Origin of the sequence: Acinetobacter brisouii, assembly GCF_008993995.1 — a bacterium.
Taxonomy (GTDB): Bacteria; Pseudomonadota; Gammaproteobacteria; order Pseudomonadales; family Moraxellaceae; genus Acinetobacter; species Acinetobacter brisouii_A.
Window position 1 is genome coordinate 1 of the sequence record NZ_BKNN01000069.1, and the last position, 11994, is coordinate 11994.

Consider the following 11994-nt stretch of genomic DNA (forward strand, 5'->3'; position numbering starts at 1 on the left):
TAACTTAATAGAATAATATATTTATTTCAATAATTTATAAAGTAATACAACTCAACTGTAATTTTAAACACCATTCACTTCTCTTATGTAACGTAACCTTACATAGGAGATCATAACATGAGCGACTACTTGGAATGTAATCATTCTAAACTCATGATAGATATTGAACATTTTGTAAAAAAGACCCTTCAAGAAAGAGAGATTTGGAATGAGTTTAGGAATAAGTTGAATTACTTAATATACGAAATGGATTATGAATATACCCCGTCTTTATGTTACTCAACCTACATACAAGCATTTCTTGAGCTGATGGAGGAATGTAGCTTTAGAGGCAAGATTGATAAGCAAAAGTTGGATGAAATGGACTATAAAACCATACAACAGATGTTTGCTCAATTTGAACGAAAAGCGCAGCGTGAGTTGGATAGCTTTATTTCATCTGAACAGAGAAATAGAGATACATTACTGAATTATCTTGAAAACCTCATAGGGCACTATAGTAGATTACTGTTTATCCGTGTTGATCTATCCTACTGGAAAGAAAAACAATCAGAGATTGATATTCGGGTATTTAGAGATGATGTTCAAAAACTCATCGGTTTTATACAGGATGGTGACACCTGCTTTAAAGATATTGAGGGATATGCATGGGCATTAGAGCAGGGTGAGGAAAAAGGCTACCATTGCCACTTATTGCTTATCTATAACGGTGCAGCTCGTCACAAAGATTATTATTATGCGGATCAAGTTCTTAAAAAATGGGAAATGATTACCCAAAAAGCAGGACATGGCTATAACTGTAATACCAAAGAGCATAAAGATCAGTTCAGAAGTTTAGGTAAGTTAGGTGTAGGTATGATTCATCGTGATCGGCCAAGAGAAGTTGAAAATGCATTAAATGTAGGGGTGTATTTGGTTAACCCTGAAAAGACACATCAATCTTTGCGTGTAAAGCCTAAACATATGCGGACATTTGGTACAGGAACTTATCAGCGTAGTTATCGACGCTATAGATCAATCGAAGCGTAGCTTTCCTCACGATAAGTAGATCAAACAGCCTTGCTTAAAACTCAACTTCAGCAAGGCTTTAAATCAATGAATTAGCATGATTAATGCATACTGTCACATGAGATTTTTTCTGGATCACTGATGTATGCTTCAAAAGCAAGATGATGTTGACCTTGTGACTTTGCAGGATCTCGTGCTCTAAAGTGAATACATTCCCCAATACTGAGATTCTCTAGCAGCATATTCTGTGCAACCGATGTAGTCTGCATATCAAAGCTGACTGTACCCTGATTGGTCGTGATGACTTCCTTGTAGTCAATCTCAGTAGTGGGCCCCGTAATTAAAAATGCATACTCATGTTTGTAATCAGCACTGGCAAGTCAATAAGCTGGTTCAGAGGATGCAGATGCCGTTTGCACCGTTTCTCCATCTTGAATGATAGGAGCTTGAGTGGATGTAGGTGCTTGTGGGTGTTGTTCTGATTTTGAGTGATTAATGATTCGCCCAATCTCAACATCGATGCTTTCGCCAAAATCCACTTCCTTGTCATAGCGGGCATCGCCTTGGAACCATCTTAAATAAAAGTTTGGGCGTTGCTGCTCTAAAAATTTAATCTTGTGATCCACCAGTTGTAGCAGTTGCTGATAGCCTGCTTCTCCAACTTCATCTTTCACTTTGTCAGGTTCATCGCTGATCCGGTCTCGAAACAACTGTAATCCTGCAATCGTCTGTCGGATACGAATATCGTTACAATGGACTGAATGATCTGCAATACAGTCCTTGGCTTGAAGACTCAGTTTGCCATAATTGAGTTCACTACAGCCTGACAATAGCCCAATCATACCGATCAGAATCGCTATTTTATTCATCGCTTGATGTTTCCTATTGCAGGGCTGCTATGGGTTAAATGTCCAATTGCCTTGATCTGTGGTGACTGTCAGTTCAATAATTTTGTCTCGACGGCAACGAGCACCCAATTTTATAACACTGCCAAAGCGTAAGATTTTATGTGTATTGGGTTTAAAGTCTGACATGACTTGGCAATTACCACGATTGACGGAGAGACCATAAAAATTAAGCTGATCAACCGTTGATTGAATATTAACATTGGTGTAGTAGTCAGGCTGACCCACATCAGGTTCGAGTGAGATACGTATAGGTGAGGTTTGTGCTGTACCTGCTGAGGTATTTTGTGCTGTGTTGGATGGGGCGTTCTGAGCTTCTTCGAGCACATTCATACACTCATTTTTCAGACTTGCACCGACTTCATTCTTGTCAGAATCCCAGAGAACGTCAGTATGATCACAACCGAGGATGTTCTGAGTAGCATTCTCTTTAAAGCGAATATTCCACGTATAGTTATATAAGCCTTTGTTATTCTGATCTTGATTGATGAACTTGACGTTATTGACTGAAGTGACGGTATAGGTGTTTGGCGATTCCTGATCCAAGAGCTGTTGTAGTGCAGCTTTACCATTACTTTCAATTGCCATTTTCCCCACCTCAGATAAGGGAATGTCAGAAGGTGGTGTTGCTTCGGTCTGTGCTTGGCTAGCAGCCGCTGTTGTGGCATGTTCGGTTTTGGAACAGGCTTGTAGAGATAAACCACAGATAAGAAGAAGTGCGAACGTTGTTTTATGCATTTGATATATCCAGATTCAGTTTTTATTTTTTAGTTGATTGATTGAGTCGCTAGGCCGTACTGGTTGGTTTCAGGATCACTGTCTTGGATTGCCCAAAACAAGAATAAGAACAGCCCGACAATCGGTACGGCAACAATGCAGACCCACCAACCTGAACGCCCAATATCATGCATACGACGTACACTGACTGCGAGGTTGGGGAGCATGACGATCAGCATGGCAAGCGAAGCAAGGTTTTGGCTGATGAAATGCAAGAAGATACTGAGCAGCAAGCAGAAGAGTTGAAAGTACCAGAACTCACTTCGAGCTGAGCGTCCATTAAAGTCCGCAAATTTTTTAAAGCAATTTAGGATCGCAGTGTAATAGTGGTTATCTGTGGCTTGTTCTAATCCTTGAAGGATCTGTTGACTTAAAACTGATGAAGTCGGAATAGATTCGTGAGCTGTTTTATTCAGTGATGAAGGTTGTGCTGGGATAGGTGCATCGATATAGATGGCAATCGCTTGCTGATCAGCGCTGACCTCAAAATCAACCGCGGTGCCACGGATAGGATTAATCTGTTCTTTCCATTGTTGCCCTGAAAATGGATAGCGTAAGCCATTATCCCCTAAGATAATGCCGGTGTTGTCCTGAATGAAGAAATCAAGAATTTTGCCTTTCATGATATTAGTATCCTTATTTTTGGTATTTGTTTAGGAATAAACCCACAGCCTGTCTTAGTTTTGCTTATCTATAGGCGGACGTGGAGGCTTGATGGAGTTTACCATCTTCTGCTGAGCAAAATGAAAGTACTTAAGCGAATTAAAGGTTATAAATTTCTAAGACTTATCTTTAAGGATAGTGACCAAGCTTGCCTATAATTAACTTATAGTCTATCAATCAATACAGGAGACAGATTCTCTTTCTGCTAAGCCGAATGGATGGTTGCTTTATTGTGCTCAATTAGTCTGTAACAGGGAGTACTACAGTCTGATTGGAAGGAATCGGGATAAGGATTTGAGATTTAAGCATAGTCATGGCGACTCCTGTATGTATAAGAAGTTCTACCGAATCACTGTCAATTGATTATGGTGGCAGAACGAGAAGGGGTTGACAGACTGAACCTAAGAATCAGCACACTCGAAAGTGTCCCCCTCCCGTTCCGCCGCAGAGGGGTGCACGAGATTACGCACTAAAAGTAGGAAACTTTTAGTGTTCTTAGGAAACGGTCTGTCAAAACCGACTGACAATGTAGGTCAGCCAGCAAATCATAATCGGAGTGAGCTGTAACGTCAATTTAAAAAGAATTCAGATATATATCATCTAGATGAGAATCATCTTTCTTTATTCGGGTTTGCCTCAACGGTAAGCCCTTTTTTATTTCTAGAGGTTTATCATTATGCGTTCTTGTCCTTATTGTTATTCAAATCATGTTACCCGTGTCATTCAGAACCAAACACAGGCGGGTTCATCCAATGGCAGTACTTTCTCATCATCCGCATCCTTTGCCACGATTGGGGCATCCTTATCCAAATCATTGCCTGTACCAATTTCGCCTTTGATTGGAGGAATTGCCGGTGCCGTGGTTGGTGGTCTGTTGGGGAGCCTGTTTGATGATGCACCTAAGCAAAGCCCCAGCTATCAGTATTTCTACTGTGAAGATTGTGGTCGTAACTTTCAGTAATTGAATCAGGAGAATACCCAATGGCACATCTGATTGAAAATATGGCTTATGTGGGTGCAACCCCGTGGCATGGTTTAGGCAATCCACTCACACCCAATCAGCCGATTGAAGTCTGGGCACAACAAGCGGGCATGGACTGGCGGATTGAATCTTCCAATGTCAGCTATATGGCGCAGAATCAACGTGGGCAGAACATTATTCTGCCATTTGAGGAACAGCGCGTCTTATATCGTTCTGATACCCATGCACCACTCTCGGTGGTCAGTCAGCGTTATCAGGAAGTCCAGCCTTTAGAAATTCTCAATTTCTATCGTGACTTAACTGAACAGGCGGGCTTTGAGCTGGAAACCGCAGGAGTGCTCAAAGGGGGTAAGAAGTTCTGGGCGCTGGCGAAGACTGGGCAAACGTCTATGTTAAAAGGCAAAGATGTCAGTAATGGCTATATCTTGTTGGCAACCGCATGTGATGGCACTTTAGCCACCACCGCCCAATTTACTTCCATTCGGGTGGTGTGTAACAACACCTTGGCAATTGCCCTGAAAGGACAAAGCAGCAGTGCAGGCGTGGTCAAAGTCCCGCATAGCACCAAGTTTGATGCCGAGAAGGTCAAACAGCAACTCGGTATTTCAGTCCGTGCATGGGATGAACACATGTACGAAATGAAACAGCTCAGTCAACGTAAAGTCAGCCAAACCGAAGCCGCAGCCTATTTTGATGCGGTATTTAACAATACCAGTCTCAGCATTGCAGATCAGGAAGATAGCATCATTCAATTCTACCGCAATGTTGCGACAAACAAAGCCGAGCCAAAAACCGAACCCAATGGACGGGCCATGTCCAAAGTTATGACAATGTTTAACGGTCAGGGACGTGGGGCAGAACTGAGTTCCGCCAAAGATACCGCTTATGGCTTGCTGTGCGCCATGACTGAGTTCGCAGACCATGAACGTCGTGCCATGAGTCAGGATCATCGTCTGGATTCAGCCTGGTTTGGTGCAGGAGCATCCCTGAAACAACGTGGACTGGAACAGGCATTACGTTTAGTTGCCTAAGCTCATTCTAGCCTAAGTAATATTGAGCTTAACAACGACAAATATATCTACATCAAATATCGCCTTAGCCGACGTAAGTCGGCTAAGGCTTTTTTATGCTCAAAATTAAGGAAAAGATTATGAATCAACAAATTAACCCTTCGCTCTCCGTAACAACGTCCCAGCAGAACAAGCCATTTGTTGCCCCCAAATTAATGACCGCCAAGCGTTTGGTGAATACCCGGAATATGAGTCAAGCCGAATGGCTTGAGATCCGCAGACAAGGCATTGGTAGCAGCGACTGTGCGGCCGCCTGTGGCCTCAATCCCTACATGTCGATGCTGGAACTGTGGATGATCAAGACTGGACGGATTCAGCAAAACCTTGACGATGAACAGCAAGGGCATGCGCCTTTGTACTGGGGCAAACAGCTAGAGCCACTGGTTGCTGAATATTACAGCCTGCATACCCAGCATAAAGTCCGTCGTGTCAATGCGGTATTACAGCATCCTGATCCCGATAAGCATTTTATGCTCGCCAATTTGGATTATTCAGTGGTGGGCACTCCTGAAGTGCAGATTCTGGAGTGTAAAACCGCAGGGGAACATGGTGCAAAACTGTGGCGTGATGGCGTACCGCTGTATGTGCTGTGTCAGGTACAACATCAACTGGCTGTTACAGGCAAACAGGCGGCACATGTCTGTGTGTTGCTGTGTGGGCATGAGACCAAGATCTTTAAGGTCAGCCGCAATGAAGCGGTGATTACGCACATCATTCAGGCGGAACGGCAGTTCTGGGAGTGTGTGGAGCAGGATATTCCGCCTTCGGTAGATGCCAGTGCCTCCGCAGCCAAAGCCCTGCAATTGCTGTATCCCGAGCATGTGCCCCTAATGACTGCTGATCTGTCTGAAGATGCCGAGGCCAATCAACAGTTTGAACAACTGATTCAACAGCGCAATCTGGTTGAGCAACATCAGGAGCAATTTGACCTACTCAAGCATCAACTACAAGCCAAGATGCAAGATGCGGAACGCGCAGTATTTCAAGGTGGCTCGGTGACATGGAAACGCGCCAAGGATTCAGTCAGTTTGGATACGAAAGCCTTACTGCAACAGCATCCTGAATATCTAGAGCAGTTTCCGCAACACAAAGCAGGCACACGTCGCTTTAGCCTGTATCCATCCGATGTTTAAGTAAAACATCTGAAATCAAAAAAACCGCAAAGTCGCCCTTCTCGCCCTTTCCTCCAATCAGAGGAAAGGGCATTTGGACAGCTCTGCGGGATTGATCAATCCATGGAAGCTTGGCAATTCTCTGTATCCACAAGATAGACATTGAAGATGTGTCTCATGCAGTGGCCTTGTTGCTTCCACATAAAACCACAGTTCTGTAATTTAATAGTGAGAAAGACAAGATGATCAAAGGTTTAATCATTACCCCACCGGTACTGGGTCGTATCAGCATCGGTAAGATGGTGGAAAAGAATGGCAAGCGTCTGCCAGAAAAAGACGATCAATTTACCATTACCAGCCAGATTCACAGTAAAGAGGGCTGGGTGAAACATCCCCTAGATGAACAGCTTCGCGCCAAAACGCCCAATCAGAAACTTCGAAGCATTCCAGTGCGAATGCTATTTGATGATCCGGATCTTAATCTACGGGCTGAATATACGTTGTTTGATCGTCAGACGGGACGACCTGTGTGCATTGGTGATGGTGAAACTTGCCAACGTCGAACAGGTAACGGGGTTGAGCAACATGCCTGTCCATCCCCTGATCTGTGTCCGTTAGCCCAAGGTGGGCAGTGCAAGCCCTATGCCCGTTTATACGTCAACTTAGATGAACAGGATGAACTTGGCAGTTTTGTGCTGAGAACCACAGGTTTTAACAGTATTCGCACTTTGACCGCACGGCTGCGTTATTACCATGCTGCGGTGAATGGCTTACTGTCCTGCCTGCCGTTACAGCTGACCTTAAGAGGCAAAAGCACCAGTCAAAGCTACGGCACACCAATCTACTATGTCGATCTAACACTCAGGGAGGGAATCAGTTTGCAACAAGCCATCATTGCCGCCAAGCAACTGCAACAGGAAGCTCTAGCCTGCGGCTTTCAACAGGAGTCACTGGATCAGATAGCACGGCAAGGCTATGCCAATGCCGTGTTTGATCGGGATGAGGGTGATGATGGGATGCGGGTTGTGGAGGAGTTTTATTCAAAGCAAGAAGAAGATTTATCAGGAGTAGAGATTAGTTCGAATCAGGCAATCCAGCAAATTCAGCAGGGATTGCAACAATCTGTGAGTAAACTTAACTAAAAGATTAGAAAATAGCATAACGTTGAGATTGTGATTTCTCACGACAATATTTGTCGTAGAAATTCTAAAACGATGACTCTATCTCTACATATCTCGTTAAAATAGTAGCACTTAAACTTGCTACTATTTTTTTGTTAACTGTATGACTTTTAATAAGTCGTGGGTATGCTAACTTAGCAACATTGTTTAACATTAAGTATAAAACCAAAGCGGTTGATCTTGGATTGAGGAAATAAAATGCATTCATTGGAACAAAAATTTCTAAATGATTTAGATGACAAGCTTTGGAAAGCCGCTGATAAATTACGTAGCAGTCTAGATGCCGCTAACTACAAGCATATTGTTTTAGGATTGATTTTCTTAAAGTACGTTTCCGATGCTTTTGATGAGCGACAGTCTGAGCTCAAGGCTTTATTCGCTCATCAAGATGACAACAATATCTATTACATGGCACGTGATCACTATGACAGCGATGAAGAATATCAGCAGGCTATCGCTGACGAATTAGAAATTCTTGATTACTACCAAGAAAAAAACGTGTTTTGGGTGCCAAAAGCAGCGCGTTGGTTAAGTGTCCGCAATGCAGCAGCACAAGCGATCGGCTCTATCATTTGGCAGGATGAGCAAGGACAAGACGTCAAACTACGCTCTGTATCTTGGCTGATCGACAATGCCTTTGATGAAATTGAAAAAGCCAATCCAAAGCTTAAGGGCATCCTGAATCGCATTGGTCAATACCAGCTAGACAATGACAAGCTGCTTGATCTGATCAATACCTTCTCTGACACCAGTTTTACCAAGCCTGAATATAATGGCGAGAAACTCAGTCTGCACAGTAAAGATATTCTCGGACATGTCTACGAATATTTTTTAGGACAGTTTGCTTTGGCTGAAGGCAAGCAGGGTGGACAGTATTACACGCCTAAAAGCATTGTAACTTTAATCGTCGAAATGTTGCAGCCTTATAAAGGTCGAGTATATGACCCAGCAATGGGTTCAGGCGGATTCTTTGTATCCAGTGAAAAGTTTATTGAACAACATGCACAGGAAAAGCACTACAAAGCTTCTGAGCAGAAAAAGCATATCTCTATCTATGGTCAGGAAAGCAACCCGACCACATGGAAATTAGCAGCCATGAACATGGCGATTCGCGGGATTGATTTTAATTTCGGTAAGAAAAATGCTGACAGCTTTCTAGATGATCAGCATCCAGACTTGCGTGCCGATTTTGTCATGGCTAACCCACCTTTTAACATCAAGGACTGGTGGCATGCTTCTCTAGAAAGTGATGTGCGCTGGAAATATGGTACACCGCCACAAGGCAATGCCAACTTTGCTTGGATGCAGCACATGCTGCACCATCTATCACCTACAGGAAGCATGGCACTTTTACTTGCCAATGGTTCGATGAGTTCCAATACCAACAATGAAGGCGAGATTCGTAAAAACTTGATCGAAGCCGATCTGGTGGAATGTATTGTCGCGTTGCCGGGACAACTGTTCACCAACACGCAAATTCCAGCCTGTATCTGGTTTCTAACCAAGGACAAAAAGAATGGCTTGTCTTTAGATAAAAAGAAAGCCAACCGTGAAGGCAAGACTCTGTTCATCGATGCCCGTAATTTGGGCTATATGAAAGATCGCGTACTGCGTGACTTTACCGATGCAGATATTGCTAAAATCACCAATGCTTTACATGCTTGGCAACAAGGCGAAAATTTTGAAGGCGAAGCGTATCAAGATGAGAAAGGTTTCTGCTTCTCTGCTGAGTTAAAAGATATTCAGAAGCACGACTATGTATTGACCCCAGGACGTTATGTGGGTGCAGTCGAGCAGGAAGATGATGGCGAACCATTTGCTGAGAAAATGCTGCGTTTGACTGCTCAGCTCAAAGAGCAATTTGCTGAAAGTGCGGTCTTGGAAAGTGAGATTAAAAAGAATCTAAAGGGCTTGGGCTATGAGTTCTGATCATCCTTTATTGCTGGAAATTCAGAAGGGCGAAAGTCAAACCCTTGAATTTAAAGAGCAGTTACCGAAAGGGCAACAGGTCGCAAAGACCCTGATTGCTTTTGCCAATACCAGTGGTGGTAAATTGGTAGTGGGTGTAAGTGATGATCGCCAACTCGTAGGTATTCAAGATGATATTTTTGAGTTACAAGATCAGATCACTTCGATGATCAATGAACTGTGTGCGCCCAATATTCTGCCGTATATCTATATCGAGAATATCCAAGGCATAGAGTTGCTGGTGATTGAAGTCAGCCGTGGTTCATTGTTGCCTTATTATCTCAAGCCACAAGGCAAGGCGCAGGGAACCTATATCCGTTTGGGTGCAAGTAATCGTGTGGCATCGCCTGAGTATATCCAGCAACTTGAATTGCAGCGTCTGAACCAGACTTTTGATGAGCAGCCGAATCCGCAATACAGTTTAGATGACATAGATTTACAGCCTTTAAAGCAAGCCTTTGCTGAGGTGGGTAAAGAGCTGTCTTTGCAGAAGATGCGGAATCTCAAATTGATCATTCAGCAGAATGGACAGGACTACCCAAGTCATGGGCTGCTCATTTTGTTGGGGCTTTATGAGCAGGTTGAGATTAAATGTAGCCGCTTTAAAGGCACGACCATGACGGTGTTTTTGGATAAAAAAGAATACCGTGGAGACTTGTTTAGCCAGTTGAAGCAAACAGAGCAATTCATCAAAAACCATCTGCATCTACGAGCAGAAATTTTAGGGTTACAGCGCACAGAAAGTTTTGAAATTCCAATCCCTGCTATTCGTGAAGCCTTGGTGAATGCAGTGTTGCATCGCGACTATAGCAATGCAGGGCGTGATATTAAGGTCGGTATTTATGATGACATTCTGAATATCGTATCGCCAGGTGGATTGCCCAATGGTCTGACTGAAGAAGATTTGGCACAAGGTCGTTCAGAGATTCGTAACCGTGTTTTGGCGCGTGTGTTTAAAGAGCTGGGTTATATCGAGCAGTGGGGCAGTGGTATTGCCCGTATTAAAGATCTTTGTTTACAGGCAGGCAATGCCGAACCTCAACTGAAAGCACAAGGTGATTTTGTCGATTGGGAGTTTTACCGTCCTTCGATTGAGCAATTAAGTGGCTCAATCGGTGGCTCAATCGGTGGCTCAATTGAAGAAAATCTATTAAGCGAACGACAAAAACAAGTTTTATCATTGATTCAACAGAATCCCAAAATTGCGTATCGAGATATGGCAGAGCAATTGGGCATCAATGAGTCAGCAGTAAAGAAGCATCTGAATCATTTAAAAGATGCGGGCTGGCTTGAGCGTGTGGGTGGAACTCGTGGTTATTGGGTGATTAAGAAAGAATTTGGGGGTGCGGTGTGAGTTTTGAGACAATAAAGGATATTGTGAATTTTAATCCTAGTCGTCCGTTATCTAAAGGTAAGGAGTTTCCTTTTATTGATATGGCATCTTTACCTGTAAATGGCAGAGATATTACTGAAATTTCTAATAAAGTTTTTAATGGCGGTGGAGCAAAATTTAAAAATGGTGATACCTTATTTGCACGAATCACTCCATGTTTGGAAAATGGTAAAACAGCTAAAGTCGAAAATTTACCAGTAGGTTGTATTGCCCATGGTTCAACAGAATTTATAGTTTTGTCAGCAAAGTCAAAAGACGACGAAGATTTTGTTTACTATCTCGCACGATTACCTGATTTTAGAAGTTACGCAATTTCAAGAATGGAAGGAACATCTGGAAGACAAAGAGTTTCTTGGCAAGCATTGGCAGAATTTAATTTACGATTACCAGAAAAAGGTAAACGGAAAAAAATAGGTGAAATTTTAAAATCAATAGACGATAAAATCCATCTTAATAACCAAATCAACCAAACACTAGAATCCATCGCCCAAGTGATTTTTAAAAGTTGGTTTATTGACTTTGATCCGGTACGTGCCAAAATTGCAGCAAAACAAGAAGGGAACGATCCTGAGCTTGCTGCCATGTGTGCTATTAGCGGTAAAAGTGAAACTGAACTTGAGCAAATGGCTGAAGATGATTTGGCTGAATTGCGAGCAACTGCTTCGCTATTTCCTGATGAGTTAGTAGAGAGTGAGCTAGGGGAGGTGCCGAAGGGATGGGATACAAAAGCTCTAGGAAATTTTCTTGAAATTAAACGAGGTGGCTCCCCTAGACCAATTCAAAACTTTATGTCACCCACAGGATATCCGTGGGTGAAAATTGCTGATGCAACAGCAGATCCTTCTCCATTCTTATTCAAGACAAAAGAATTTATTATTGAAGAAGGTTTGAAAAAAACTGTTTATCTTAAAAAAGGTTCACTAATCTTAACTAAC

At 42.8% G+C, this 11994-nt stretch carries 12 protein-coding genes; 8 read left to right on the forward strand and 4 right to left on the reverse strand.

Annotated features, from left to right (window positions below; genetic code table 11):
* The first annotated feature begins 117 nt into the window (after positions 1-117).
* Positions 118-1029, forward strand: a complete 912-nt coding sequence (locus GBN19_RS12955; RefSeq protein WP_151778424.1) for a YagK/YfjJ domain-containing protein — start codon at positions 118-120, stop codon at positions 1027-1029.
* Between the two features lie 80 nt (positions 1030-1109).
* On the opposite strand, the gene GBN19_RS15805 is transcribed toward GBN19_RS12955, so the two are convergent.
* The 4 genes from GBN19_RS15805 to GBN19_RS12970 all read right to left on the reverse strand — a co-directional run bounded on the left by GBN19_RS15805 (position 1110) and on the right by GBN19_RS12970 (position 3313).
* Positions 1110-1277 (reverse strand): hypothetical protein, encoded by a 168-nt coding sequence (locus GBN19_RS15805; RefSeq protein WP_171494491.1) that lies wholly within the window; start codon positions 1275-1277, stop codon positions 1110-1112.
* Positions 1278-1388: 111 nt separating this feature from the next.
* Positions 1389-1877 (reverse strand): hypothetical protein, encoded by a 489-nt coding sequence (locus GBN19_RS12960; RefSeq protein WP_151778425.1) that lies wholly within the window; start codon positions 1875-1877, stop codon positions 1389-1391.
* 27 nt (positions 1878-1904) lie between these two features.
* Positions 1905-2651, reverse strand: coding sequence for a hypothetical protein (locus GBN19_RS12965; protein WP_151778426.1), 747 nt, complete (start codon positions 2649-2651; stop codon positions 1905-1907).
* Between the two features lie 29 nt (positions 2652-2680).
* Positions 2681-3313 carry a DUF805 domain-containing protein gene (locus GBN19_RS12970; RefSeq protein WP_151778427.1) on the reverse strand — a complete coding sequence of 211 codons (633 nt, stop codon included), beginning with the start codon at positions 3311-3313 and terminating at the stop codon, positions 2681-2683.
* A gap of 716 nt (positions 3314-4029) precedes the next feature.
* On the opposite strand from GBN19_RS12970, the gene GBN19_RS12980 reads away from it, so the two are divergent.
* From GBN19_RS12980 to GBN19_RS13010, 7 genes are all read left to right on the forward strand, one after another.
* On the forward strand, positions 4030-4314 hold the full coding sequence (locus GBN19_RS12980) for a hypothetical protein (protein WP_375707873.1): 285 nt from the start codon (positions 4030-4032) through the stop codon (positions 4312-4314).
* A 20-nt stretch (positions 4315-4334) separates the two neighbouring features.
* Entirely contained in the window at positions 4335-5366 is a 1032-nt protein-coding gene (locus GBN19_RS12985; RefSeq protein WP_151778429.1) for a DUF932 domain-containing protein, read from the forward strand.
* A gap of 119 nt (positions 5367-5485) precedes the next feature.
* A complete protein-coding gene (locus GBN19_RS12990; RefSeq protein ID WP_151778430.1) occupies positions 5486-6538 on the forward strand; it encodes a YqaJ viral recombinase family nuclease in 1053 nt (350 codons plus the stop codon).
* Between the two features lie 221 nt (positions 6539-6759).
* Complete coding sequence (locus tag GBN19_RS12995; protein WP_151778431.1) at positions 6760-7659, forward strand: recombination directionality factor; 900 nt, start codon at positions 6760-6762, stop codon at positions 7657-7659.
* A 237-nt stretch (positions 7660-7896) separates the two neighbouring features.
* Positions 7897-9627 carry a class I SAM-dependent DNA methyltransferase gene (locus tag GBN19_RS13000; protein WP_151778432.1) on the forward strand — a complete coding sequence of 577 codons (1731 nt, stop codon included), beginning with the start codon at positions 7897-7899 and terminating at the stop codon, positions 9625-9627.
* On the forward strand, positions 9617-11020 hold the full coding sequence (locus GBN19_RS13005; protein ID WP_151778433.1) for an AlbA family DNA-binding domain-containing protein: 1404 nt from the start codon (positions 9617-9619) through the stop codon (positions 11018-11020). The genes GBN19_RS13000 and GBN19_RS13005 overlap by 11 nt, the downstream gene beginning before the upstream one ends.
* A partial coding sequence (locus GBN19_RS13010; RefSeq protein WP_228271272.1) for a restriction endonuclease subunit S occupies positions 11017-11994 on the forward strand: 978 nt, incomplete at its 3' end. The genes GBN19_RS13005 and GBN19_RS13010, both read left to right, overlap by 4 nt.